Genomic DNA, 21,452 nt, shown 5'->3' on the forward strand with positions numbered 1-21,452 from the left:
ATATCAGGCCGACTTGAGCAGACAGGTTCCGCAGGCCCTCGCAATGTTCATTTTCCCTACCTCGGCAGGATTGTTTGCAGCATCCACCAGCTCTTGAACCGCCAGACTTGCACCATACCGACGCACCACACCGACGAACTCTTCAACGTCGTGTCCGCGCATCTCAAGCTTGGGCAGGCCGTCCTGGGTGAAAGCTGGTTGACCGTACTTATCGGTCGCCTGGGCGATGTGGTAAAGCTCATGCTCAACCAGTGCGCAGAAGTCAGCATCAGAGCACTGGGCGCAGTAATCGGCGGCAAGGGTGATGATGTAGGCCGGCACGTCGCCGAACCAATCCATCATTTGCTGTTCCATTCTCGCCTTTTGCCAACCACCAGCGCGAAACGCTACCTGCTCGGCTTGACCGACCACTGTGCGCCCCTTCTTCGTGAAGGCAGCAGATGCCCACATCACACGAATGTCCGCATCGATCAGATGGGCGTGTTCTTCGTTATAAACGCTTCCGGTTTCGGCGAGAATTTCGGTCTGGAGCCATTCCCACACCTCGGGCGCCGGAGTCAGGCGGATGCCGAAGTCAGGTAGATCGGACAGATCAAGCAGTGAGCCAGGTGGTGTGGGTCTTTCCATCACGTCTCCTCATTGGTATCCAAGAAAGCGTCGATCAGAGCAGTTCCTATAACCACCCGAACTTTTCCAACTATCATCTTCGGAAGCCACACCATGGGAATGCACCTGCAAAGGAGTCTGCTCGAATTGGATATCTATTACTCGAAGCTGTTATTTGTAGCCCTCCCCGCACTCCTTCTCCTGCTGTACATCGGTCTTGGCCTGTTCGATCAGATCAGACCTAAAGGAGTCGTTTGGGGAGCTTGGAAAACGCACTGCTACTCAGGAGCTATGGGCTTTGGAGCTGGAATTTCTTTAGTTTTTGTCGTTACGTTCTTACTAAGAAAGACCTACCCAGGCAGGTTGGAAATTTACGTATTCAGCGTGTCGCTTTTGAATGCTTATCTGTATACCGCTACTGCTTTAATCGTGAACGTTCGATACTTTTTGAATCGCCGACAAAAACGCGCTGAAGCCCTCAATGCGTCAGACCAGCCTCCGCCCATTTAACGGTCGCCCAGTCCGGTAGGCTCGTTCGATCGCCTCCCAATCGGGTTGCTTGGTTGTCATTGGAGATCCTTATGTCTCTGGCTGCTCCAGCAGCACATCAATCAGCTTCTGCTCACCCAGCCGCATTGCGCCCAGGCATTGCAGGTCGTCGCACTTTGGCCCGAGACCGAACACGGTCACCTCGCCTTTAGGCCCCATGATGGTCAGCGCGCCTACCGTGCATTCCGGGTGCACACCGGCATCGAGGTCGTCAGCGATCTTGCGCAGGGTCTTGGCGGCGTCGCGCCAACCCTCCCGCTTGAACTCAACGAGCTTCGCGGTCATGCCGTTAACCTCTGGAACCACTCTTCAATGATCCGGCGCAGAACTGGCTCGGTTAGGATGGCCGATGGCTTGTCGCCGACGATCACCGTGCGCACCAAGTCACAGGGCAGTACGTGGACACCGTCATCGGCCGCAACCGTCAGGTGCGGGCGTTGGTCGGCGATGTCATGGATGTCTGCGGTCATGTCTTGCTCCGGTGTCGCGACACAATTTGCTGATTCGCTAAACGTGTCGCAACTTGTGAAAGTGGTACTCTCATTCCAGATCTTCAGCTACCACTCATGTCCTTCGAACGGAATCGACCAAATGACCTTCAGATACTTTCTTTTGATACTCGCGGCCGCTTCAGCGACCGGGTGCGGAACGATCAACACGACCTTCCGGGACGATTCCATCACCAGCAATAAACTGGCTCGATGGCAATCCCATTGCGATTCGGTGTCTCGCATCTACGGTGGTGCCATCCTTGACTACTGCACATTGAATGCGGAGCCGCGCCGTACCAGTGGGTTTGACGGACACCCCGCTGCAGCCCTAATCGCCTTGGATATGGGAATTTCAGCAGTCGCGGACACTCTCGTTCTGCCATACACCATTTATTTGCAAAACAAGCATGGAGATATCAAGAAGTCCCGGTTCGAATAGCAAGTGAAGTGACTGCCTCCAAGAGAAGATGACACGACTTATTTGCCGCGCCGGTCGATCCCGCCCGGCGCCTTGTCACAGCGCAGGCAGTGCTCGCAGTTCATCGTCCGGCAGAGCCATGCCTTCACCCGCTGCCACCAGATGACCATGAAGATGTGGCGCATGCCGGCCAGGGCCAGCGAGACGTGCAACGTGATGCCGGCCGTGGTTGGGCCCATCATGAAGATGGTCTGCTCCCGGCTCATCACGACGAACCCGCTGATGGCAATCGCCGAATAGATCAGCTTTCCGATGACGCCGTCCCGCACTCGACCGCTCAGAACACACCAGGTCGCCCAGAAGGCAATTAAGCCGCAGGCGATAGAGTTGATCAGTTCAAAATTCATGGTGGATTGCCTCCCCCGAACCGCTGGCGAATAAGCGCCCAGAGGTCAGCGGATTTGATGGCGCGATTGATGGCTGCGAGCAGCGAACCACCGAACGCCCCAAGAAGGAAGCCGATCCCTGCGACGATCTTCGGCTCGGTTACACCCAAGTAGGCGCTGACCATACTCGTCAAATAAATCGAGCAGGCGACTCCCGTAATCAGAAAAACAATCCAGGCACGCCAATCCGTCAGGTCGTCCTTGTGCCACCAACTGGCGACAACGGCGCCGACCAATCCCGCGATCAGCAATCCGAACCTGTCGATGAGCTCGAGCAGGCGATGTAAAGAATCCATGCGCTCGACTCCGTGTGCATGATTGATAAAAAAGTCTTGTCGGAAGACCTGCGTCCAAAAAAGAAAGACTCTCCGCCCTAAGGCGGAGAGGTTTGCTCAGAATTCCCAGCCGATGTGGCCATAGGTTGGGTACGGGTCTGTACCGTTATGCTCGGCGCTGGTGTTGTCTGGGTAGTAAACCTTCCGGCGACGCGCTGTTGGCGTGAAGCCAAAACGAGCCCAAACCGGGGTTTCCTGGACAATCGCCAGGCTGCCATTCGGCTGCAGTCGCATGGTGGCACCAGGATGCCCGCCAGTGCCCGACTGCCAGATCGGTACGTTATTCGCTGCATAAATAACGAAGTTACCATCATTCTGGAATACAGCTCGCACCGCACCCTTGTTCTGGGTGTAGCTGGCCCAGCGAACACTCCAGTTCGGGCCATAGTTCACGACGTTGCCGTCCCCTTGGAAGATCAAGGCGCCGTCACCGGCAAAGTACGGAACACCCATTGCCAGTTCGGTTGTACCGCCGAACAGATACGCACCACCACCTGGATCAAGCGGAAGGGATGGAGTGCCATTCCAGATCGGCAGAGAGTCGACCAGAACGATGTTGCCGTCGTTCTGCAATGCCATATGAGTTCGGTTCCACTGATCTTCACTGGTGAAGCCAGAGTTGTTGGTTAGCCAGGTACGACCCCGGAGAGGATCGTCGAGAAACGCGCCAAATTGAACATACAGCTGCACCGGCACCTGGTATCGCAATGGAACGGTTGAAGTGTAAGGGGTAGTTTCGTTGGCGATCCAAACCACCGCGCCATTGTCCTGCAACGCGAGGTTGCCGTCGGGTTGCAACAGCAGCTTGAATCGGCCGTTTGGCGAAAGCAGGAATTGTCCCGGAGACATCGTTTGATAAGCAGGGAGAATCGAAGTACCGCTGCGTTGAAACGGAGTACGTGTACGTCCAGCCATGTTGTTCACCTATAGAGTCGAATGATTGTTCGCGAAGATTTCCGCTTTCATGTCGCTCAGAGGCGATCTCTAGAGGCTCCTGACCTTCTGTTTTTTTCATACTGAGAAAAAAGCCGTAGAAACGCCTTTTTACCCGTTACGGCAGCAGGTCGTAGGTCACGTAAGCCGTACCGCCGCCATTCTGCGTCATTGCTACCCAAAGGCCCTGACCGGCAGGAATGGTCACAGGGAACGGGAGAGTGGAAGAACCGTTAACGGCGGACAAGATAACAGGCACGTTAGTCATCCAGCGCCCAGTAGGCATGGTCGTGCCGGTGCTAATAAATCCGTTCCCGGATGGGCTAATCATCGTAGCTGTTCGAACTACCGCGCCATTGACGTTCTGTGCCGGAGTGAAAATTACGTCTTCGTAGCTGGTTGCCACCGATTTGAAGCGGCTGCCGATTTGTACTGGTTCCATTTTTTTACCTATTGAGTCAAATGATTATTCGCGGAGGATTCCGCATTCAGTCGCTCAAAGGCGATCGCTCGAGGCTCGTGGCCTTCTCATGATTCAACGTTCCGCATCGGGAACACTTGATCTGGAGCTCGGTAAACTCACCCACCCGGGCGAGAAGTCTTTTGCATTTTCCACATCTGCATTCTTTCAACATCTGCAAATTCCTTTTGCAAATGGCTTTCTTGCGGAAACAAAAAAGCCCCTGCAAGTGCAGGTGCGCTCGTCTTCCCGAGCTGCCGGCCAAAGACCTTCTCAGCGTCGACGCCTCAATGCGTCGATCGCGCCGTTATTGTCTCGCGCCACCCTGGAAGCACAGTGAGGTCAGGATGCACGGGCCGCCGATGTTTTTCCGTAGCGCTGCACTACCGGCTTATCCGAGTCCAGGCATCCCCCGAGCCTGAATCAGAAATGAAAAAGCCCAGCGCGACGGCTGGGCTCTATTACGCAAGGAGATAGAAGATCATGGAGTCCAGTAAGCAATCTTGCCGCCTGCACCAACAGCTACAAACTTGCCGTTGCCGTAAGCGACGCTCCGGATATCGGTTCCTGCAAAAGTGTTGGCTTGCTGAACCCAGCCGATTCCATCCTCGGAAACGGCTGTCTTGCCACCGTCGCCGACAGCTACATACTTGCCATTACCGTAAGCAATGTCGCGGATGATGGTTCCACCGAAACTGGTATCTTCAACAGCAGTCCAGCTAAGTCCATCGGATGAATATGCCATCTTGCCATCCGCACCAACGATAAACATTTTCCCGTTGCAAAGCTTCATGGAAAGGATGGTGCTACTGCCGAAGGTGCTGGTTCTGGTCGTGAATGTTTGCGGATTATCCGTCGCCATCTTCACAGCGCTGAGCAGCTTCCCATTCGATCCCGCAATCAACACAAAACTGCCAATGACGTTGACGCAGTAAACAGTCTCGCTAGAAGTGAAGGTCGTAGTGCGCTCCACCTGGCCCGACCAATCGCCATAACGGGAAAAGACTTTACCGTTAGACCCAACCAGTATCCAGGTGTTGTTCTCGCCGTAAATTGGCTTATAAAACACAATGCCTTGCAAGTCTCCGGACGCGCGAACAGTTGCCGTAAGGTCTGTCCAAGCCCTTTCAGGGCGTGCTGTGCTGCCGAAGATCAGATTGCCGGCTTGAGAAAGGGCTTGAAGCGATGACCCAATACCGTTCCAGTACAGCTCATTGATGACCTTCCCGCTATCAGAGGTGAGGGCGCCCTGAATCTTGGTCCAAGCTGTACCAGTTGCGCTTCCGCCGACAAGCTGAGTGGTTGAGGGAAGACCGTTGCCACCAGCCGCATAAAACTTGCCCTCCGCAAAAACCACGCGCCGAAGCATGCCGGTGTTATCCACCGGTTCTACTTGAGTCCAAAGATCTTGCAAGGTTTGAGACGCTGAGTTTGCGTTTTCCATTTTAAACTCCGTTATTGAGCTGATTTAAGTTCAGGCCTCTATATTGGGCGTATGGCGCTCATGGGCGATTGCTCGAGGCTCGCGGCCTTCACATGATTCAGCGTCCCGCATCGGGAACATTTGATCTGGAGCTCGGTAAACTCACCCACCCGGGCGAGAAGTCTGTTGCATTTTCCGCATCTGCATTCTTTTAACATCTGCAAGTCCATTTGTTTTTCTGCTAGGCTCCGTCCCGCTCGCGCGAGCAGTGAGGGCCTTGGCTGGCTTGCAGGCACTATCTGCGATCTAGCGTCTCTTTTGGGTGTTAGCGCATCCTTTGGAGTCGCCCTCTCTTTTTCACCGCGCATAAAAAAGCCCCGAACTTGTCGGGGCTTTTTGCTTTCTGGCGGGCATAAAAAAACCGGCTTCAGAACCGGCTTTTTCAAGTAACTTGCCGAAGGCAAAATACTAACTATGAAGAAATCATGCCCTCAGCCGTGCGGGAAGTCAAGCGGCCTCTTTCATTTTATAAATCACCCGTCCAATTGGACTCAATGCGCGTGCGTCGATGTCGTAACAGGCATCGAAGCAAAGCTGCACGAATGGCTCCCAATCACGGCCCCAAGCTGCGGATGACAGCTCAATGTCGTACTCCCCCTTTATCCAGGCTCTGAACAACTCGGGCTTTATCAGCGGATCGGCGTTGGCCGATTGTCCGCCTTGGTGCATGTAGCGGTAACGACGAAAAACGCCCTTGGCAACGTACTCGGCCCGCTCCCGCTTGCTGGCGGTCATGCGTGCTGCTCGCGAACATGCAAGATTGAAAACCGCAGCTTCGGCCTCCTCCCGATCGTCATCTGTCGGCTCAGCCGCATACATTGCATTGCCGAAAGCCCGCAATTGAAAGTGAAGCCGTGCGATAGCCGACTGAATGTGACCGGCCAGCACCGCGTGCATCGCAGGGTTCGCCGTCGGGCCTCGCTCAGTGCTCTGTACTACTACACCCAGTTCGGCAGCGTCGGAAGTCTGGCCCGGGGCCGGGTTGTAGTTGCAGTCGTGCCATGCCTGGCGCGCCGAATTGATTTTCATGCTGCGTGCCCCTTCTTCAGTTCTCTGTTCTTTGCCCGATATTCGGCCTTGATGGTTTTGATTTCTTCGACGGTGTACTTGCGGGACTCATGAGGCCCTTCAAGCCATTCGACTTTTTCGGCGCCGATTCCCTGTAGGAGTGAGATTCGGTAATTCACCAAATTGCCTGACAGGTGTGTATTGCACGGGGCGCACTGTTTCCAGACATTGAGCGGCTCGAATCGCAATTCAGGGTTCGCTCCTACGGATCGGTAGTGCCCGGCGTGGTATTGGCCGTCGTGGTGGCGGCCGCAACTGATACAAGGGCGATCGGCGTCACGCAGGCGAACCCACTCGTTGAATGCCGCCTGGGCTTCGCGCAGGTGATCCGCCCTGCTCATCAGCTTCTCCTTGCGGACTTTGATCTCGCGGCGACCTACTTCGGCCAAGGCCTTTCCGGCTATTGCGCGCCCCCTCTCCGACTGCCCATAAGCAATGGCGCACTTGATCTCTCCGCATACGGCCTGGCCATTCCGCGCAGGTACGAACATCATCCGGCACTCTGGGCAGCGCTTTCGCCGTGGAGCGCCAGACCTGAGCGGCGTTTTGCGCTGTAGTGGTGTGCGCTTCATGCGTAGCTCCCGATCTGGTCAGCAGCACTCAGGGCGGCATCTTCGGTCTCAAAGTGCGCTGACAGGACGAGGCGCCAGCAGGCGTTGAACACGTCGCGGTAAAGCGGCTCAAAGGCCGTGTCGTCCATATTTGCCCAACTGATCGACTTGGCCTCCTTGCGAACACCGTCAGGAGTTCGCACCAGGTGGAAATGACCGGCCTCGATCGTCACCCATTCCCGGAAAGCTTCGCGAGACTTTTCCACGGTCGGGAAACGTTCGGCCCGCTCGGTTTCGAGGTGGGCAATGTAGGAATCCACGGCATGCGACAACTGACCGGGCTTGCCGCTGGCAGCCTCGAAGAACTTGGCCAGACCACGGATGCCACGCATTTCCTGACGCGGGACCAGGCCGCCAACCGGCTCCCAGTACTCCCACGCCAGATCCAGCATCGAGAAGAACTTGCCGTGAAACTTGGCGTTGCGCATCTTCGTGAATTTGCCGTGGATGACCTGACCGAGCTTCCATTTTTGGGTTACTTCACGGTCGGCCTCAGTCGCTGGAACCAAGCCTTGCGCGGTGCGGATAAGGGCGAGCTCAGCCATGCTCCACCCCCTTGATCACAGTTTTCCCGTTGCATAAAATCTGCTCACCAGCCTCATGCGCGCGCGAACCTTTCGGAAGTCTGAGCGAAAGCGAGAGGCTGGATTCTGTTCCTTCTCCGCCCGCTCGACTGTCAGCGGAATGCTCAAGCTCCCCCATAACCTCGCACGCGATGGCAAACGCCGGGTCACCCAAGCGGGTCGATTGCATGATGCGTGTCATGCCTTCGAGCAAAGCGTCGTTCTGTTCCTGAAACTGGCCGGCACCACGCTGCAGCGCTTGCACCTGCCCACGCAGCGCCGCGTTTTCCGCATTGACGTGGCTGAATTGAGTGGCGATGTGCTCTTCCAGCGACACCTGGTCACGCTGCCAGTCGATGTCGTCGTGGTAGTAACCGAAGCGCTCGCAGAGGCTGCGGTGGAAGTTTTTGAAGCCAGACTCCACCACTTCCAGATCGCCCATTAACCCGGCAGCCATGTTGTCGATCTGCCCGATGATGCTTGTGGCATTTTCGAAGGGCTGGAAGTTTGGCGAATCCTTAGCGTAACGCCTGCGCCAGATCGCAATGGCTAAATCGGTTGCTTGGCGGATGGATGCACTGTTCTCGGTCTTAAGCTGATCGCGCTCATGCTTCAGCTCTTCATGCTCGAGGTTGAAGTCGCGGGCCTGGGTCATCTCGCCATCCAGATCGGCGCGCAGACACTCGTTCTCGGCGATCAAGGTGGACACAATCGGCGGCAAGCTACCGGCTTCAGACAGTCGTTTCAGTTCGGTGTAATCGGTCATTGAGCCGCGCTCCCTGCTTTCCATTGTTCGGCCTGCCGAATCAGCAGCGCCCGGCGATCGGCCAGCTCGTTGGCTGCCACAATTCGCAGTTCTGTTTTTTCCTTGTCCGAGGCTTTCCGCATGGCCAGCATCGAGTCCTTAACCGCGGCGAGCTTCTCTCGCAGTTTTGGGGATGGCCGCGCGACCTCACCAGTGAGCAGCGCCACCACGGCCCGGCCGTCTTCAGTGACCGGCGCGACACTCAAGTCGGCCAGGTACTGCTGAGCGCGCTCCTGTGGGATTCGCTGCATTTGCAAAGCCTGGGTGATTGCCTGCGTGCGGCGATTGGCGTCGAAGCCGACAGACACATGCCAGTTCACCTCCTTGCCGTCCTCACGGGCTTGCCCTACCAGACGCTCGTAAGCGCTGTTGAACGCCATGCGCGCACCAACCTTGTCGCCGGCATCGAGGACAGGTTTTGCGGCAGCCAGGGCTAGCTGGATTTCGTCGGTCAGCACCACGGTTTCAAATTCATCGTTGGTGGTCATGGCGATCGCCCATGCTTCGTCCTTGCCCGGGCGGCCATCAGCTGCCCGCACTCGCTGGAGGATGTCGGCCATCCCCAGCTTGCCTTTCACCTCGAAGCGGCATGCCTTCAGAGCGGCTTTCACGGCGGGCACTGAGTAAACGCAGAGGTCTTCGGCCATCATCGCCGCGGTGCCTGGGTTCATTTCCTGACCCATGGACTCGGCGGTGGCGCAGATCGCTGCAGCGAGCCCGGCAACCTGCTGATCGTTCATTTCAAAGGTACTCATTGCGCTCTCCCCCTTGGCGCTTGGCCAAGACAATTTGCGCGGCCTGTTCGGCGGCGGAGACGTTTGCCTCGGTGCGCTCCATCTGGCGTGCGGTTGTCCCGTTGATGCGCTGACCGGTAACCCACTGGGTGTGGTAGCTCTCGGCGTTGGCCAGCAGCTCGTTGAGGCTGTGGCACTTGCGCAGGACGGCCGCATCGCTGGTTTTCAGGAAGTGGGCAGCGACGTGGTGAGCAACATCGGCGCCGAGGCGATCGACCAGTTGGCCGAGTTGTCCGCCGACCTTGGCGTTCCACACCGGCCAGGTGCTGTAGCGCTTGCGGTAGGCCATGGCGTAGTTCGCCCAGACCTTGAAGGTTTTGCAGGACTGGTCTTTGGGGCCTGGCATGTCGGCGGGAATCTCAACCCGTGGCGTATCGGTGCGATCAACCACCAGCACCAAACCGCGGGAATGACCCGGCACAACCTCGGCGGAAGCCGGGGGTGCAATTGGTTCAATGACCGGTTCATTGACTGGTTCAGGAGAGTGACTGGTTCTGGGTGCAGCTCTTGCACTACCTTCTAGTGCAGGAGATTCACTAGGGGGCGAACCTGCTGCACTACCCTGGTGAATCTGCTGCACTACCCCTGGTGCAGGAGGTGCACCACCATCAAGGGTCAGTAAGTAAACATTTGACGAATTACCCTTTGGCCCACCCTTCCGAATTTCCTTACGGAGTAGTCCCGAGTCGCACAAAGCTGCAATATGGTTCATGACAGACCGCTTGCTGATCTCACACTGATCGGCGATGTGCTGATAGGAAGGCCAGCACTCACCTACGTCGCTGGCGTTGTCGGCCAGCTTGATCAGCACCAGCTTTCGCAATGGATTGCCAACGCGAAGCTTCATCGCGGCGACCATAAGACCCATGCTCACGCAGCACCTCGCAAGGCTTTGTCGTGAGTGAACAGGCCGTTCCAGTTCTTCTTCATGGGCAGCTCGCCGGCCAGGTATAGGTCGTACAGGCGCACGGCCCCCTTCTTCAGCAGAACTGGCGTAAAGGCAATGAACGATTCTTTGCCATGGGGAGTGACTTCGTTCTGATGCTCAGTCATGTACTTGTCGCGGGCGTAGGACGCCACACGGAAGCGCAGGCCGGATTTGCTCTCGTTGTAGAGCCAGTTCCGGCCCTCGAGGAATTTGCCCACCTGCATGACGTTGACCCCATTGAGGCCCTTGCAGAATTGGGTATGGCTCATCCCTTCCTTGAAGAGGTTCTCCATGGAGTGGATTTTTGTGGCTTGCTCGCGGTTCTCGATCCGAAGAACTGCTGTTTGCTCGATCTGATCGGCATAAAGCCTTAGAGCTTCCGCGTAGGACGGCATGGCCACAGGCTGCGCGACTTTCGACTCCAGCTCCTGCCATCGGTCAATGACGCGAGCCCTGTGCTCGTCACTGTATCCAGCGACCACCAAGTGAGTGTCGCGCTCGATGAGGTCGTAAACTTCAGTCGGGCGGCCGCCTGTAGCCTCCTTACGGCTTTTACGAGTTGATCGTAAAAGCCCTTTCGCGAAGAGGCGCTCAATAGTCGCGATCATGTCGTTGTGGCGAGCCTCCACCAGATCTGCGATCTCGCGAGACGACATGGTTTGCGACACGTTTTCAGAATTCGAAAAACGTGTCGCGACATTGTTGGGGGTATTGCTTGAAGTAGGTTGGCTATGCATAATCGGCCTCATCAAGTGTTAATGAATTAGCCGGGGCGCAATCCCGGCTTTTTTGTGCCCGGAATTCAGGCGGCCTTCACCGAGGCATCCATCACGTCTAGGCTCCGCCGAACGTGGTTGATCTCCTGGCGGATCAAGTTTTTCTCGAAAGAACTGACGTGGTTGTCATCTAGCGCCTGGTGAACCGCGATGGTCAGATCGGCGACCTCTTTGCCGACGTTGATCAGTGATTTGGTCAACGCTTGCGGCTCCGGCGCAGCTTTCGCAACGAGGTCGAAACCAAATTCACTCGCCAGTGCAGCCAGAGGGCGCATGTCGCCGGTGTGCAACAGAATCCCGAACAAATGCTCCACGGTCAGGTGGTGTGCGTCGTTGTCCGGATTGGCGCGCTGAAGCAGGCCAACGTGAGGAACGCCCATCTTTGCAGCAAGGGTCTTAGCTTCGTTATCGAGGACAGCGCTCTGGCAGGCCCGCAGAAAATCTTCCATTCGTAAAATCTCAAATTTGTTTCCGTGGCGCCCTGCCGGTGCGTGGGCGATTATTCGTTCGGGCAGTAGCAATGACTGCCTCAGGCTGCTGTGCGCTTTGGGCGCGCCGGGATCGGACGAATCTCATTCGCCTCAATACGGCCGTCGTCATAAAGGGTGATTTCGATGCTTCTGCCGGCTCGAACCATTTGCGAGATCGCGCTCTGGTTCACGCCGAGAGCAGCAGCAAGCGCGGCTTGAGTGCCGTGCTCTTCTAGGTATTTGCTCAAAGGGATCTTTTTCATGGAATTTCCACGGCCTGATATCTGCCATGGATAGTAGCAGTGCTGCTTTTTATCAGCAACAAAATACTAGCAGCGCTGTTTGCTTAAATATCAGCTCTGCTAATACTCTTGTTCTTATGAAAATACGTCGCCCCCTCACCCCCGAAGAAGTCGCCGAGAGCGCCAGGCTCAAAGCTATCTACGAACAGCGGAAATCAGCTGCTAAAGCGGCCGGGCGCAGCCTGACGCAGGCGGACGTTGCCGAAGCATGCGGATGGTCCGGGCAAAGCGCATTCAGCCAATACGCAACCGGCAAGGTGCCACTAAATGTTGAAGCGCTGCTGAAGCTAGCGAAGGCGCTCAACTTCGATGCAAGCGAGGTCAGCTCTCGACTGTTATCCACTGTCGCTAGCGTGCAGCAGGACCGCATACAGCCAAGCGTAAAATTAGGAAGCATCGAGACTTGGGACGACGAAACCCCGCTCGATGACGATGAGGTCTACGTCCCCTTCCTTCATGAAGTCGAACTGGCGGCCGGATCTGGCAGATTTGCGATTGAGGAAAGTACCAACTCACGTCTACGCTTCAATAAGAAGGATCTGCGCCACAATGGCGTCCAGTTCAGCAACGCGAAGTGCGTGAAAGTTGGCGGGAACAGCATGATGCCCGTGTTGCGCGACGGCGCCACTGTAGGCGTGAACGTGGGGAAAAACTCCCTGAGCGATATCGTCGACGGCGAGATGTACGCCATCAACCACAATGGCCAGCTTCGCGTGAAGCAGGTCTACCGCATACCGACCGGACTTCGCCTGCGCAGCTTCAACCGTGATGAACATCCAGACGAGGACTACACGTTCCAGCAGATCCAGGAACAGCAGATCTCGATCCTGGGGCATGTGTTCTGGTGGGCAATGTATTCCAGATAAGCTGAGCACCTCTGTTACAGCCACCGGGACGTCGGGCAAGGAACTTTTATCATCATTGCAAAGGAGAGCGATATGCCGGTGGTGGCCGTTTTGAATGATGAGTCAGATTTAGATCGGATTGTCAGCATTTTAAAGGCTTACGGATGTGTGGTGGCTAACCATCACAATCGCCCTGGGGCTTCAATCCTCACAAAGTCACTTCGAATTGCACTGGGTCCGAGATCAGATGAGGATGCTCTGCAGTGCCACGAGCTTCCCCTCCTGATCGACGGAGAGCCTTGGTGGACTAGCGTATTAATCATGCCTCCGCGCTATGACTTCGACCATTATGAAACCACGGCACTTGCAGCTCGAGCTCTGATGGCTTCAAACGAAGCCGACGAGGAAGGTGTGTTTCTGTACCACGCTTCATAGCCGCCGCTACCAGGTCATGCGGCAGGCTGCGACATCAACATCGCAATCCAGCTTTCAAGCGCGGGAATGGGTTTCTTTCGAATAATTATTTCCATAAGCAAAAGCTGAGCGCAGCCTGAGCCAAGAAGCAGAATAGTCTCGCGCAGTACCTTCCAGCTCATGCACAGATCGGCGAACCGCCGGCTTATTCATGCTGGCCTGAATATTACGCGCCGCTCTCAAGCTCCTCGACCGAGAGCCCATCACCCTCTCTAACGGCGCCACCCATCATCACCGTCGACGCGCCGGCTCCTGAAACGGAAGGATTCCGCGGCAGTTCCTGTGCCGCACGCAAATAGCTTCCCGTCGGCTATTCTCAAAATTCCTCATGACTTGATAGCCCACCTCCCCCTTGGCGGGCTTTTTTTGCACGCGATGACCGTCTTCTGCAAGGCGGATAAATAGGTATCCGTGCAGACTGCATGCCCTCACCTCGCCATCAGTTCTCCGAAATGGTTGAAATCGTTGAGTCTTCTGCCATTGGGCACTTGGCACAGAAAATGCCCTAACTAGTGGGAGAACGTGAACCGCAGTCGGAGAGCTGCTGACGCAAACCTGTGATAGTTGAGGCATACAAAAATGAACGCAATTGACCTTCTCAAAGCCGACCACGAAAAAGTAAAAAACATCCTGAGCCAGCTGAGCGAATCCACTGACCGCGCTCTAAAAAAACGCGTCGACCTGCTCGATAAGCTGGAGATGGAGATCACCATCCATACCCAGCTGGAAGAGCAGATCCTCTACCCCGCATTCAAAGAGGCCGGTGGTAAGGAGCAAGACGAGATGTACTACGAGGCGAAGGAGGAGCATCGCACAGTGGACTCCCTGGTGCTCCCAGATCTGAAAAGCACTGACCCTTCAACACCGGAGTTTGCCGGTCGCGTAAAAGTCGTTAAAGAGCTTCTGGAGCACCACATAGAAGAAGAGGAAACTGAAATGTTCCCTCAAGCCAAAAAGCTTTTGGGTAAGGCGAAGCTCAATGAGCTGGGAGAGCAGATGGAAGTGATGAAGGCTTCACTGAAGAAAAGCTTGAGCAAAGGGAACTTGGCGGCTTGAAGATGTCGCTTGCTCTATTTGCCAAAGGAGCCCGGCCCAGAGCCGGGCTTCTTGTATCTGCCCGACTGCCTTCCGCCCTCGAGTCCTTCACTCGCATTTGCTAAGTTCTTTCCTCCCCTCATTAAAAGCTAACTGCCCTGAGCAGCAATGACGAATGGAGCTCTTTGCACATCGTAAAATGAAGATTTCTTCATCATCGGTCAAAGCTGCTTTTGATCGAGAATTAAAGCACGGCAAATGTGTCTATTTGTTACAAACAACAAGGACTTGCCGCAATGAAATTTTCAAAACTCTGCCAAACGCTGTGCAATTGGTCGGGAAGCCCACGAACCTTCCTTGCTGCGGTGGTATTGATACTGATTTGGGCAAGCACCGGCCCGATGTTCCACTACAACGACACTTGGCAACTGATCATCAACACGTCAACAACGATCATCACGTTCCTGATGGTCTTTCTTATCCAAAACACCCAAAACCGCGACAATGACATCCTTCATCTTAAAATTGACGAGCTCATCCGCGCCAACAAGGAGGCCCAGAACGCGGCACTGAATCTTGAGGCGATGGGAAATAAGGAGCTAAGAGATCTGAGGAAGGAATACACGACGATTGGGGAGAGCGAGACGATGTGCGTACAGCCGCTTCCTCTTCAAGACGCTACCGGGAACAGTTCACCTCCAACCATAACCCCTTGATCGTGGTTCGAGAGGGCAAGTGGATCCCCGCAATTCCTTTGTGGGTTCGCTTGACCCCCTCGGAGCCTGACCTACACTCTCCCCGCCGGCAGTAGGATAGTAGGTGTTTTCCGAACGCCCAATTCTGCAGTAAGGAGGGACATTCGGATGACGAATTACGAAATGGATTCCGGAAACCATTGAATAAACGGGGCGAACTCCGAAAAGCCAGACGAGTAGGAACTTAAATATGGAGATTTAATTCATGACTGCTCAAGAACATCTTGTTGGTGGATGGACTCCCTATCACAAACTGACCCCTAAGGATCAGGAAGTATTCAAAGAAGCTTTGGCGGGTTTTGTAGGTGTGAACTACACCCCCGAGGAAGTTTCGAGCCAAGTAGTCAATGGCACGAACTATCGCTATAAGTCGAAGGCGACGTTGCCGGGCTCACCAAGCAGCTGGCAAGCGATTGTGGAAATCTATGCGCCTATCAATGGCAAGCCGCACATCACCCAGATTCACAGGATCTAAAAGCACCTTCGGGCGTTTACATTTGTAAGCGCCCGAAGTCTTTTATGCTCCCCATCAGGGCCATCGATTGCTCTCGCGTAGAAAACTCCCGCTTCCGACACCATCTCCCACCAGTCATCACCGTCAAAAAAGCCAGCGCGCAAGCTTCAGCAGTTCCAAGTCTGCGAAACCGAGGGGAAAATTTCCCAAGACGATATGGAAGGTATGCGCAAGGTCCTCGCCATGACAATGTGAAATCAGGCGCCCCTTACCTAGCCCGCCAAATGCGGGTTTTTTTACGCCTAGAAAAAATATTATTAGCAGCGCTATTTACTTTAAATAGCAGCGCTGCTACTTTTATTCGCAAGTCAGGTAGCACTGGCCCAGCAGCGAAAGCCGCGCCGCTCTTTAACAACCCGCGCCATAAACGATTACCCGGCTCATGCTGGGAGGTCAGCCCCGGCCACACCTGTGGGGCGAGATGAAGTCAGGTGAACAAAATCGCGCCGCCACTACTGGCGACCGGCGATCCGATAGCCCCGAAAGGCTACCAACGCGCAGAACTGCGACGGCGGACGAGGTGTTGACCGAACTGGCGAATGACCTGGTAGGAGGCGCGATAACAGATTCAACAATTAGCGGACCCGATAGCCTCGGCTGGGACCGCCGGACCTCATGCACCCTGCCCCACTCAATCAGGGCATTCAGAGCTGTAGCGTGCATGTTGTAAGGACCTGTGATCCAAGGCGAACAGATGCTGTTTGACGCCGTGGGGAGGAAGCTCGACGCCCACACCGACGTAGATAGGCCAGCCCTGCAATCAGCTGCGGGTAACTGGCCAACATCGCTGACGCAACAAACCCGGTCTGTCGCCAGTAGCGAGACCGGGCCACCCTCCCCGACACCACCCGAATGCACTCCCCTCCGCGCCCAACGGCAACCAGCGGAGCGGATGAGTGCATCCGAGTTTTGTTGGATCAACACCCCGCCATTCTGGAGGCGACGATGAGCGCAGCAATGAATATCTGTCAGTCCATGCACGATGCGCAGTTGCCTCCGGCGGTGAGCGAGTCGGAAGAACAGCTGGAATGGCTGGAAAGCGCCGCTGAGCAGTTGGTGTGCGGATCGGATGTGAAATGGAAGCGTCGGCTTGGCCCGGTGCAGAAGGTCACGAAGGCGCAGTATGCCGAACACCTGCAATTGCATCTGAACCAGCGCCAGATCGATGGTCTGGATGATCGCGACTCTTTCGCCAACCTGGTGCTGGCCGTGGTGGTTGGCAGCTCTGCCGAGGCGCTGACGCACGCCAAGCATCTATTAGGGAGTAATAGCCCGGTCACCCAACTTGAGGCGATCGCTGCGAACTTCCTCAGCTTGCACGCCGCTGACGCGGTGGCTGCCGAGCGCGAAGCGGCAGAGGACGACGTGGACGCGGATCTGTGAGCCCTCACATCCTGATCGACCAAGCCCTCGATGGCGTGTCGGCACCCGCTGGCGAAGAAGACATCAGTCTGCTGGTTCAGGGGCTGATTACCCGCCTCTTCACTGACGGCGCGATCACCATCGACGAGTTCAACCACTACTGCAAACGCCTGCGTGACAACTGTCAGCGGCGCAAGGAGGAAGCATGAGTACGGCACCGGTCAAATCGCTCATCGACGAGCAACTCGAGGACATCGAACACAAGATCGCCCTGCTCGGCTTCGGCCTTCCCTTCAACGAGGTGATCGGCCGCAAGCGCGAGGACTTGGTCGTCAATCTGCCGCAGCGCCTGGCGCCGTCCATGAAGGGCAAGCGGATCGCGGTGAGAGTTCGGCCGTGACCGGTCGCAAATGGGCGCGCCGCCTGATCATCTGGCGCGGCGCGTTCTCTTCCCTCGGAGTTTTCACCTTATTGATGCTGCTCAGCGCCCTCGCCGATCACATCACTCAATAAACCCATCTTTCAAAGCTGCGCACATGCGCGGCGGGAGATCGTCATGCCTGCATCAAACCTCGCCCTCTGGGAAGAGGTCGAAAAGACCGACCCCAAGTTCACCAAGGAATACACCGGTCTCGGCGGCTTCACGGGTACTGCAGTGAATGCCCAGTATCTGGCTAAACGCGCTACTGAGCAGTTCGGCCCATGCGGTACCGGCTGGGGTTACGACGTCATTGAGGAACGCTTCGATATCGGCGGCCCACTTTTGAACAAAGAGGGTTCGGTGCTAGCACATGCCCAGGTGCACACCCTCAAGGTCGCGCTTTGGTACTTGGGCGGCGACGGTGAGCGCAAGACAATTACGCACTACGGGCACACACCTTTTATCACTCAGAACAAATTCGGGAGCATCAGCACTGACTTCGATGCCCCAAAGAAATCCCTCACTGATGCGATCGGCAAGTGTCTGAGTCAGCTCGGCTTCTCCGCCGACGTTCGCCTGGGTCTTTACGACGACATTCACTACGTCAACGAGCGCTTGGGTGAAGCAGAAATCGAGCGCGCCGAGGACAAGATCGAAGCGAAGGAGCGTCTGGCAGCCGAGTATCGCGAATGGCTCTCGGAAACACTTCACCTGATTGGCACCGCGCAGTCTCTCAATGAGCTGGAACAGCTCTACAAGTCAGCGATGCGCAAGCTGGACTTGCGCAAGACCGATCCAGATTGCGCGGCCCACAAACTTAAATTCACTCGTGCCAAGGATGCTCGCAAAGCGGACCTTGAGGACGCTATGGAGGGTGCAGCGTGACTGATCTCTACAAGCTCAATCGGCAGATGGCCGAACTCGGGGCACTGGCTGACACTGACGACGAAGGTCTGCGCCAAGCCATCCAGGACACCATGGACAGCATAAAAGGTGAGTTCGAAGTAAAGGCCGACAGCGTCGTCATGCTGCGCCGAAATATCGAAGGTGACATTGACGCAATAGACAAGGAGGTCGACCGCCTAAACGAGCTCAAGCGCATCAAGAAAAACACTGTCGGGCAACTCAGCGATTACCTGCGCCGGAACATGGAGGCCGCAGATATCAAGTCGATCAAGCGACCACTGTTCACCATCACACTCGCGCTCTCGCCGGAGAAGGTGATCGTCGACAACGAACAAGCCGTTCCTGATGAGTTTGTAACGCTCAAAAGCGTAATCACCCCTGACAAGAAAACTATCGCCGTGAAGCTCAAGGAAATCCGTGATCACAACGACGCGGTGCGCAAGCGCATCGAAGCCGGCGAAGACGCGGAACATGAACTGCTACCGGAACCGGTCTGGGCTCACCTTGAGCGCGGCGAAAGCTCGATCCGGATCAAGTGAGGCCAACATGATCAGCAATCATCTCAACGACGTCGTGCGGCGGCGTCAGGACGCAAACGACCTTTCCGCTCAAATTGCCCAGTACCTAGGCGCTGGCGGAAAGATCGACGTGCCAGAACCGGCGCCGATCAAGTTCACCAGCAACTCCGAGCGGAAACATCCGCCAAGTTTCCATCGACCGAAAGTGAAGGATGAGACAACCGCTCGCGTTGCGCGAATCCGAGAAATGGCAAAGACGCTGACCAGGAACGAGATCTGCGAGCGGGAAGGAATTGCGCTGGCCACGCTGAAAGCAATCGCGTCCAAGCACGCCATCAAGTTCCAGGTTCGGCAGAAGACCGGCACGGCGCCGAACAAGGCGCCGCCCGATCTGGAAGCGCGATTGGTCGCGCGGATCAAAGACTACATCGCCGGCGGCATGAACCGGAGCCAATGCTGCAAAGCTCTGGCTATCAGCTACAACATGCTCAACCGGATCATCCGGGACAACGAGATCGATTTCCCAAAGCTGAAACCTGCATTTCGATGAGAAGAACCATCAACCGGGCGGCCACGCGCCGCCGACAGACCTGGCTGGATTTGCCGGCCAGCGGAATTGAAGAGGTAGGCCATGGCCGAAGTACAGGAGCCGACGAAGGAATCGATCAAGCAGAAGAAAAAGCGCGAGAAGGCAGCAGCGAAGGATGCTGCATTGGGCGTCGAGAAGTTTACGGTTGAGGTGGCCGGCGTATTCAAGCCTGACCTGAAGCGCTTGATGAAAGAACACGGGTTCAACAATCAGCAGGAGGTGCATCAGAACCTGTTGCGCAACGTGATCGCCGCGGATTTTGAAACGGCGGCGGTGATGCTCAGGAGTGTCACGACACCTTTTATTATTGTTGAAAAGGTGTCGCAGGAGTTTCGCAACGAAAGCTTGCGAATCCTGCACGACTCACCAGGTGAGCCACAGGACGAGATTATTTGCCCGCTATAGCTTTGAACTGATCCCAGGCGCCTACCAGCTCTTTACGAGCATCGGCGACATGAGGGCGATCCAGCTCCACGAACTTGCTGTGACGCTGAATAATCTCACGGGACTCTTGGTGCAATGTGTCGTGGTCGATACCAAGCTTTTCAGCTGCAGCAAACGCCGCCACAAGCGCCTGCTCTAATGCAATTTCACGATCAGTCGCCATCTTCGCACTCCATTCGGCCTCATGCCGAACGGAAAACATAACCGAATTGACACGAACGTGCCATGAAACTGTGCCGCCACCGGTCACCGAGGGTGACGCCCGGTACCAGGTGAAGGTAGCAGCGTGAGACGAACCATCACCGGGCGCACCAGCGCCGCTGACAGACCTGGCTGGACTTGCCGGCCAGCGGAATTGAAGAGGTAGGCCATGGCCGACGAAAAGGAACTGACGGCGGAAGCCAAGAAGCAGCGCAGGAAGCGCGAGAAGGCAGCAGCGAAGGAAGCTGCATTGGGCGTCGAGAGGTTTACGGTTGAGGTTGCCGGCGTGTTCAAACCAGATCTGAAGCGGGTCATGGCCGCCCACGGTTTCAACAACCAGCAGGAGGTTTACCAGAACCTGCTGCGCAACCTGATCTCCGCCGACTTCGAGACCCAGGCCCAGATGCTCAAATGTGTCACGACACCTTTCGTCATCACGGAAGAAGTGTCACGCGAATTTCAAAATCAAAGCCTAATCGAGATCAGCAAAGACCCAGGCGACCAGATCATCGAACCTGCACAGGAGATCTACGCGCGCCTCCTTCCTCATAGATGAAATTATCTCGCAACCGATTGCTTGCGATTTCCAAACAAGTCTTCAGAATTCCAAGGGTAAATTCCAAGTGATATTCGGTTGGGCCGGTAACAAGCACGGGCTCGCCGTCCCTAACTAGTAGCGATGAATCCATTGACCTGAAGGTCGCGTGGCTAGCTACAGATGAAAGCCCTCGGTACATGGTATCGTAGAGAGGAGTCAAACCAGCAACCCGGGCAGCGTCATAAGTCGAAAATCCGGGGCCTGCGCCTTCAGCTCGGCTGATAACTTCGTTCAAGTCTTGGATATTTTTATCCGTAAGCCCGAGCCCCACTAATGATCTGATCATCGCCTCTGCCTGCTTCCGGTCTTCGATATCCCCAGCCCTACCCATGCGAGCAAATACAGAGGGATCGTTGATCAGAGCTGCAGCATGAAACAGAGCTTCAACAGCTGATCGACTCAACGTTTGAGCATCAACAACAAGCCCTCTTTCACAAAGTAAGATTGCCGCCTGGCAGCTCCTCACTGTTTTATGAAAAAAAACAAGTGATGCCATCTGGTGAGGGGCATTTCGATCGGCACCTGCGCCCATGACCAAAATCTGAGCGACACCAGATGCAGCTTCCGCATCATCAAAGGCTTTTTGGTAAGTCGCCTTCAAGTTCGTCCTTACCACTTCAATCGCCGGGGACAGAAAACCTTTCTCATTTAAGTCATCGACTGTGGCTTGATTCATACCGCGTTACTCCTTGGCTGCAAAGTCAGTCGCTCTATAAAACACGTCCATCCCAAACATTGCCACCACCGGTCAC

General features: G+C 55.7%; 36 protein-coding genes. 15 read left to right on the forward strand and 21 right to left on the reverse strand.

What is annotated here, in order from left to right:
- Window positions 1-3: 3 nt before the first annotated feature.
- Window positions 4-627: a putative metallopeptidase gene (locus tag U862_RS0108995; RefSeq protein ID WP_025110096.1), complete on the reverse strand. Its 624-nt coding sequence runs from the start codon at window positions 625-627 to the stop codon at window positions 4-6.
- A 126-nt stretch (window positions 628-753) separates the two neighbouring features.
- Here U862_RS0108995 and U862_RS0109005 point away from each other — a divergent pair, with 126 nt between their 5' ends.
- Window positions 754-1,116: a hypothetical protein gene (locus tag U862_RS0109005; protein WP_157836064.1), complete on the forward strand. Its 363-nt coding sequence runs from the start codon at window positions 754-756 to the stop codon at window positions 1,114-1,116.
- Window positions 1,117-1,185: 69 nt separating this feature from the next.
- Here U862_RS0109005 and U862_RS0109010 read toward each other — a convergent pair whose 3' ends face one another.
- Both U862_RS0109010 and U862_RS0109015 read right to left on the reverse strand, forming a co-directional pair.
- Window positions 1,186-1,440: a hypothetical protein gene (locus tag U862_RS0109010; RefSeq protein ID WP_025110098.1), complete on the reverse strand. Its 255-nt coding sequence runs from the start codon at window positions 1,438-1,440 to the stop codon at window positions 1,186-1,188.
- Window positions 1,437-1,625 carry a hypothetical protein gene (locus tag U862_RS0109015; protein ID WP_025110099.1) on the reverse strand — a complete coding sequence of 63 codons (189 nt, stop codon included), beginning with the start codon at window positions 1,623-1,625 and terminating at the stop codon, window positions 1,437-1,439. The genes U862_RS0109010 and U862_RS0109015 overlap by 4 nt, the downstream gene beginning before the upstream one ends.
- A 121-nt stretch (window positions 1,626-1,746) precedes the next feature.
- Between U862_RS0109015 and U862_RS0109020 the strand changes: the two genes are divergently transcribed.
- Window positions 1,747-2,085, forward strand: a complete 339-nt coding sequence (locus U862_RS0109020) for a YceK/YidQ family lipoprotein (RefSeq protein WP_025110100.1) — start codon at window positions 1,747-1,749, stop codon at window positions 2,083-2,085.
- A gap of 38 nt (window positions 2,086-2,123) precedes the next feature.
- Here the strand turns inward: U862_RS0109020 and U862_RS0109025 are convergent, their stop codons facing one another.
- The 16 genes from U862_RS0109025 to U862_RS0109090 form a co-directional block, all read right to left on the reverse strand.
- On the reverse strand, window positions 2,124-2,471 hold the full coding sequence (locus U862_RS0109025) for a hypothetical protein (protein ID WP_025110101.1): 348 nt from the start codon (window positions 2,469-2,471) through the stop codon (window positions 2,124-2,126).
- Window positions 2,468-2,806 carry a hypothetical protein gene (locus tag U862_RS0109030; RefSeq protein ID WP_025110102.1) on the reverse strand — a complete coding sequence of 113 codons (339 nt, stop codon included), beginning with the start codon at window positions 2,804-2,806 and terminating at the stop codon, window positions 2,468-2,470. The genes U862_RS0109025 and U862_RS0109030 overlap by 4 nt, the downstream gene beginning before the upstream one ends.
- A 96-nt stretch (window positions 2,807-2,902) precedes the next feature.
- A complete protein-coding gene (locus tag U862_RS0109035) occupies window positions 2,903-3,760 on the reverse strand; it encodes a putidacin L1 family lectin-like bacteriocin (RefSeq protein WP_025110103.1) in 858 nt (285 codons plus the stop codon).
- 136 nt (window positions 3,761-3,896) lie between these two features.
- The gene (locus U862_RS0109040; protein ID WP_025110104.1) at window positions 3,897-4,220 is read right to left on the reverse strand and encodes a hypothetical protein; all 324 of its coding nucleotides are present in this window, start codon (window positions 4,218-4,220) and stop codon (window positions 3,897-3,899) included.
- A 46-nt stretch (window positions 4,221-4,266) separates the two neighbouring features.
- The gene (locus tag U862_RS29490; protein ID WP_256214647.1) at window positions 4,267-4,419 is read right to left on the reverse strand and encodes a Com family DNA-binding transcriptional regulator; all 153 of its coding nucleotides are present in this window, start codon (window positions 4,417-4,419) and stop codon (window positions 4,267-4,269) included.
- A gap of 300 nt (window positions 4,420-4,719) precedes the next feature.
- Window positions 4,720-5,682: a hypothetical protein gene (locus tag U862_RS0109045; RefSeq protein WP_025110105.1), complete on the reverse strand. Its 963-nt coding sequence runs from the start codon at window positions 5,680-5,682 to the stop codon at window positions 4,720-4,722.
- A gap of 38 nt (window positions 5,683-5,720) precedes the next feature.
- A complete protein-coding gene (locus U862_RS29495) occupies window positions 5,721-5,879 on the reverse strand; it encodes a Com family DNA-binding transcriptional regulator (protein ID WP_081794866.1) in 159 nt (52 codons plus the stop codon).
- 289 nt (window positions 5,880-6,168) lie between these two features.
- Window positions 6,169-6,750 carry a hypothetical protein gene (locus U862_RS0109050; RefSeq protein WP_025110106.1) on the reverse strand — a complete coding sequence of 194 codons (582 nt, stop codon included), beginning with the start codon at window positions 6,748-6,750 and terminating at the stop codon, window positions 6,169-6,171.
- Window positions 6,747-7,361 (reverse strand): recombination protein NinG, encoded by a 615-nt coding sequence (locus U862_RS0109055; protein ID WP_025110107.1) that lies wholly within the window; start codon window positions 7,359-7,361, stop codon window positions 6,747-6,749. The genes U862_RS0109050 and U862_RS0109055 overlap by 4 nt, the downstream gene beginning before the upstream one ends.
- Window positions 7,358-7,945 carry a DUF1367 family protein gene (locus U862_RS0109060; RefSeq protein WP_025110108.1) on the reverse strand — a complete coding sequence of 196 codons (588 nt, stop codon included), beginning with the start codon at window positions 7,943-7,945 and terminating at the stop codon, window positions 7,358-7,360. Before U862_RS0109060 ends, U862_RS0109055 begins: the two co-directional genes overlap by 4 nt.
- Window positions 7,938-8,729 carry a hypothetical protein gene (locus U862_RS0109065; RefSeq protein WP_025110109.1) on the reverse strand — a complete coding sequence of 264 codons (792 nt, stop codon included), beginning with the start codon at window positions 8,727-8,729 and terminating at the stop codon, window positions 7,938-7,940. The genes U862_RS0109060 and U862_RS0109065 overlap by 8 nt, the downstream gene beginning before the upstream one ends.
- On the reverse strand, window positions 8,726-9,523 hold the full coding sequence (locus tag U862_RS0109070; protein ID WP_025110110.1) for a hypothetical protein: 798 nt from the start codon (window positions 9,521-9,523) through the stop codon (window positions 8,726-8,728). Before U862_RS0109070 ends, U862_RS0109065 begins: the two co-directional genes overlap by 4 nt.
- Window positions 9,510-10,436, reverse strand: a complete 927-nt coding sequence (locus U862_RS0109075; protein ID WP_029977545.1) for a helix-turn-helix domain-containing protein — start codon at window positions 10,434-10,436, stop codon at window positions 9,510-9,512. The genes U862_RS0109070 and U862_RS0109075 overlap by 14 nt, the downstream gene beginning before the upstream one ends.
- Window positions 10,433-11,227 (reverse strand): Rha family transcriptional regulator, encoded by a 795-nt coding sequence (locus U862_RS0109080; protein ID WP_025110111.1) that lies wholly within the window; start codon window positions 11,225-11,227, stop codon window positions 10,433-10,435. The genes U862_RS0109075 and U862_RS0109080 overlap by 4 nt, the downstream gene beginning before the upstream one ends.
- A 65-nt stretch (window positions 11,228-11,292) precedes the next feature.
- A complete protein-coding gene (locus U862_RS0109085) occupies window positions 11,293-11,715 on the reverse strand; it encodes a phage regulatory CII family protein (protein WP_025110112.1) in 423 nt (140 codons plus the stop codon).
- A gap of 80 nt (window positions 11,716-11,795) precedes the next feature.
- The gene (locus U862_RS0109090; protein WP_025110113.1) at window positions 11,796-11,999 is read right to left on the reverse strand and encodes a Cro/CI family transcriptional regulator; all 204 of its coding nucleotides are present in this window, start codon (window positions 11,997-11,999) and stop codon (window positions 11,796-11,798) included.
- A gap of 116 nt (window positions 12,000-12,115) precedes the next feature.
- Here U862_RS0109090 and U862_RS0109095 point away from each other — a divergent pair, with 116 nt between their 5' ends.
- The 12 genes from U862_RS0109095 (at window position 12,116) to U862_RS0109160 (ending at window position 19,862) form a co-directional block, all read left to right on the forward strand.
- Window positions 12,116-12,904 carry a LexA family transcriptional regulator gene (locus U862_RS0109095; RefSeq protein ID WP_025110114.1) on the forward strand — a complete coding sequence of 263 codons (789 nt, stop codon included), beginning with the start codon at window positions 12,116-12,118 and terminating at the stop codon, window positions 12,902-12,904.
- A gap of 72 nt (window positions 12,905-12,976) precedes the next feature.
- On the forward strand, window positions 12,977-13,318 hold the full coding sequence (locus U862_RS0109100) for a hypothetical protein (RefSeq protein WP_025110115.1): 342 nt from the start codon (window positions 12,977-12,979) through the stop codon (window positions 13,316-13,318).
- 618 nt (window positions 13,319-13,936) lie between these two features.
- On the forward strand, window positions 13,937-14,413 hold the full coding sequence (locus U862_RS0109110; protein ID WP_025110116.1) for a hemerythrin domain-containing protein: 477 nt from the start codon (window positions 13,937-13,939) through the stop codon (window positions 14,411-14,413).
- 275 nt (window positions 14,414-14,688) lie between these two features.
- Entirely contained in the window at window positions 14,689-15,108 is a 420-nt protein-coding gene (locus U862_RS0109115; RefSeq protein ID WP_025110117.1) for a low affinity iron permease family protein, read from the forward strand.
- A gap of 244 nt (window positions 15,109-15,352) precedes the next feature.
- The gene (locus tag U862_RS0109120) at window positions 15,353-15,622 is read left to right on the forward strand and encodes a hypothetical protein (protein ID WP_025110118.1); all 270 of its coding nucleotides are present in this window, start codon (window positions 15,353-15,355) and stop codon (window positions 15,620-15,622) included.
- Between the two features lie 984 nt (window positions 15,623-16,606).
- Entirely contained in the window at window positions 16,607-17,044 is a 438-nt protein-coding gene (locus U862_RS0109125) for a hypothetical protein (RefSeq protein WP_025110119.1), read from the forward strand.
- A complete protein-coding gene (locus tag U862_RS0109130) occupies window positions 17,041-17,232 on the forward strand; it encodes a hypothetical protein (protein WP_025110120.1) in 192 nt (63 codons plus the stop codon). The genes U862_RS0109125 and U862_RS0109130 overlap by 4 nt, the downstream gene beginning before the upstream one ends.
- A complete protein-coding gene (locus tag U862_RS0109135; RefSeq protein WP_025110121.1) occupies window positions 17,229-17,423 on the forward strand; it encodes a hypothetical protein in 195 nt (64 codons plus the stop codon). The genes U862_RS0109130 and U862_RS0109135 overlap by 4 nt, the downstream gene beginning before the upstream one ends.
- 156 nt (window positions 17,424-17,579) lie before the next feature.
- On the forward strand, window positions 17,580-18,329 hold the full coding sequence (locus U862_RS0109145) for a hypothetical protein (protein ID WP_025110122.1): 750 nt from the start codon (window positions 17,580-17,582) through the stop codon (window positions 18,327-18,329).
- Window positions 18,326-18,889 (forward strand): siphovirus Gp157 family protein, encoded by a 564-nt coding sequence (locus U862_RS0109150; protein ID WP_025110123.1) that lies wholly within the window; start codon window positions 18,326-18,328, stop codon window positions 18,887-18,889. Before U862_RS0109145 ends, U862_RS0109150 begins: the two co-directional genes overlap by 4 nt.
- 7 nt (window positions 18,890-18,896) lie before the next feature.
- Window positions 18,897-19,418 carry a hypothetical protein gene (locus U862_RS0109155; protein WP_025110124.1) on the forward strand — a complete coding sequence of 174 codons (522 nt, stop codon included), beginning with the start codon at window positions 18,897-18,899 and terminating at the stop codon, window positions 19,416-19,418.
- An 81-nt stretch (window positions 19,419-19,499) separates the two neighbouring features.
- Window positions 19,500-19,862 carry a hypothetical protein gene (locus U862_RS0109160; protein WP_025110125.1) on the forward strand — a complete coding sequence of 121 codons (363 nt, stop codon included), beginning with the start codon at window positions 19,500-19,502 and terminating at the stop codon, window positions 19,860-19,862.
- Here the strand turns inward: U862_RS0109160 and U862_RS0109165 are convergent.
- A complete protein-coding gene (locus tag U862_RS0109165; protein ID WP_025110126.1) occupies window positions 19,846-20,064 on the reverse strand; it encodes a hypothetical protein in 219 nt (72 codons plus the stop codon). The two genes, U862_RS0109160 and U862_RS0109165, sit on opposite strands and share 17 nt — an antisense overlap.
- Window positions 20,065-20,271: 207 nt before the next feature.
- On the opposite strand from U862_RS0109165, the gene U862_RS0109170 reads away from it, so the two are divergent.
- Entirely contained in the window at window positions 20,272-20,658 is a 387-nt protein-coding gene (locus U862_RS0109170) for a hypothetical protein (protein WP_025110127.1), read from the forward strand.
- Here U862_RS0109170 and U862_RS30775 read toward each other — a convergent pair.
- Window positions 20,609-21,376: a DUF5677 domain-containing protein gene (locus U862_RS30775; RefSeq protein ID WP_157836065.1), complete on the reverse strand. Its 768-nt coding sequence runs from the start codon at window positions 21,374-21,376 to the stop codon at window positions 20,609-20,611. The two genes, U862_RS0109170 and U862_RS30775, sit on opposite strands and share 50 nt — an antisense overlap.
- Window positions 21,377-21,452: the final 76 nt, after the last annotated feature.

The sequence above is a fragment of the Pseudomonas sp. H1h genome (assembly GCF_000633255.1).
Lineage (GTDB): Bacteria > Pseudomonadota > Gammaproteobacteria > Pseudomonadales > Pseudomonadaceae > Aquipseudomonas.

Excerpts from the sequence above, each read along its gene's own strand:
- U862_RS0109015 (WP_025110099.1), bottom strand. The coding sequence starts at position 1,625 with ATGACCGCAGACATCCATGACATCGCCGACCAACGCCCGCACCTGACG.
- U862_RS0109035 (WP_025110103.1), bottom strand. The coding sequence starts at position 3,760 with ATGGCTGGACGTACACGTACTCCGTTTCAACGCAGCGGTACTTCGATT.
- U862_RS0109170 (WP_025110127.1), top strand. The coding sequence starts at position 20,272 with ATGGCCGACGAAAAGGAACTGACGGCGGAAGCCAAGAAGCAGCGCAGG.
- U862_RS0109020 (WP_025110100.1), top strand. The coding sequence starts at position 1,747 with ATGACCTTCAGATACTTTCTTTTGATACTCGCGGCCGCTTCAGCGACC.
- U862_RS0109135 (WP_025110121.1), top strand. The coding sequence starts at position 17,229 with ATGAGTACGGCACCGGTCAAATCGCTCATCGACGAGCAACTCGAGGAC.
- U862_RS0109095 (WP_025110114.1), top strand. The coding sequence starts at position 12,116 with ATGAAAATACGTCGCCCCCTCACCCCCGAAGAAGTCGCCGAGAGCGCC.
- U862_RS0109125 (WP_025110119.1), top strand. The coding sequence starts at position 16,607 with ATGAGCGCAGCAATGAATATCTGTCAGTCCATGCACGATGCGCAGTTG.
- U862_RS0109010 (WP_025110098.1), bottom strand. The coding sequence starts at position 1,440 with ATGACCGCGAAGCTCGTTGAGTTCAAGCGGGAGGGTTGGCGCGACGCC.
- U862_RS0109055 (WP_025110107.1), bottom strand. The coding sequence starts at position 7,361 with ATGAAGCGCACACCACTACAGCGCAAAACGCCGCTCAGGTCTGGCGCT.
- U862_RS29495 (WP_081794866.1), bottom strand. The coding sequence starts at position 5,879 with ATGTTAAAAGAATGCAGATGCGGAAAATGCAACAGACTTCTCGCCCGG.
- U862_RS30775 (WP_157836065.1), bottom strand. The coding sequence starts at position 21,376 with ATGAATCAAGCCACAGTCGATGACTTAAATGAGAAAGGTTTTCTGTCC.
- U862_RS0109040 (WP_025110104.1), bottom strand. The coding sequence starts at position 4,220 with ATGGAACCAGTACAAATCGGCAGCCGCTTCAAATCGGTGGCAACCAGC.
- U862_RS0109045 (WP_025110105.1), bottom strand. The coding sequence starts at position 5,682 with ATGGAAAACGCAAACTCAGCGTCTCAAACCTTGCAAGATCTTTGGACT.
- U862_RS0109120 (WP_025110118.1), top strand. The coding sequence starts at position 15,353 with ATGACTGCTCAAGAACATCTTGTTGGTGGATGGACTCCCTATCACAAA.
- U862_RS0109065 (WP_025110109.1), bottom strand. The coding sequence starts at position 8,729 with ATGACCGATTACACCGAACTGAAACGACTGTCTGAAGCCGGTAGCTTG.
- U862_RS0109160 (WP_025110125.1), top strand. The coding sequence starts at position 19,500 with ATGGCCGAAGTACAGGAGCCGACGAAGGAATCGATCAAGCAGAAGAAA.
- U862_RS0109110 (WP_025110116.1), top strand. The coding sequence starts at position 13,937 with ATGAACGCAATTGACCTTCTCAAAGCCGACCACGAAAAAGTAAAAAAC.
- U862_RS0109060 (WP_025110108.1), bottom strand. The coding sequence starts at position 7,945 with ATGGCTGAGCTCGCCCTTATCCGCACCGCGCAAGGCTTGGTTCCAGCG.
- U862_RS0109155 (WP_025110124.1), top strand. The coding sequence starts at position 18,897 with ATGATCAGCAATCATCTCAACGACGTCGTGCGGCGGCGTCAGGACGCA.
- U862_RS0109100 (WP_025110115.1), top strand. The coding sequence starts at position 12,977 with ATGCCGGTGGTGGCCGTTTTGAATGATGAGTCAGATTTAGATCGGATT.
- U862_RS0109030 (WP_025110102.1), bottom strand. The coding sequence starts at position 2,806 with ATGGATTCTTTACATCGCCTGCTCGAGCTCATCGACAGGTTCGGATTG.
- U862_RS0109090 (WP_025110113.1), bottom strand. The coding sequence starts at position 11,999 with ATGAAAAAGATCCCTTTGAGCAAATACCTAGAAGAGCACGGCACTCAA.
- U862_RS0109145 (WP_025110122.1), top strand. The coding sequence starts at position 17,580 with ATGCCTGCATCAAACCTCGCCCTCTGGGAAGAGGTCGAAAAGACCGAC.
- U862_RS0108995 (WP_025110096.1), bottom strand. The coding sequence starts at position 627 with ATGGAAAGACCCACACCACCTGGCTCACTGCTTGATCTGTCCGATCTA.
- U862_RS0109080 (WP_025110111.1), bottom strand. The coding sequence starts at position 11,227 with ATGCATAGCCAACCTACTTCAAGCAATACCCCCAACAATGTCGCGACA.
- U862_RS0109165 (WP_025110126.1), bottom strand. The coding sequence starts at position 20,064 with ATGGCGACTGATCGTGAAATTGCATTAGAGCAGGCGCTTGTGGCGGCG.
- U862_RS0109050 (WP_025110106.1), bottom strand. The coding sequence starts at position 6,750 with ATGAAAATCAATTCGGCGCGCCAGGCATGGCACGACTGCAACTACAAC.
- U862_RS0109115 (WP_025110117.1), top strand. The coding sequence starts at position 14,689 with ATGAAATTTTCAAAACTCTGCCAAACGCTGTGCAATTGGTCGGGAAGC.
- U862_RS0109070 (WP_025110110.1), bottom strand. The coding sequence starts at position 9,523 with ATGAGTACCTTTGAAATGAACGATCAGCAGGTTGCCGGGCTCGCTGCA.
- U862_RS0109025 (WP_025110101.1), bottom strand. The coding sequence starts at position 2,471 with ATGAATTTTGAACTGATCAACTCTATCGCCTGCGGCTTAATTGCCTTC.
- U862_RS0109085 (WP_025110112.1), bottom strand. The coding sequence starts at position 11,715 with ATGGAAGATTTTCTGCGGGCCTGCCAGAGCGCTGTCCTCGATAACGAA.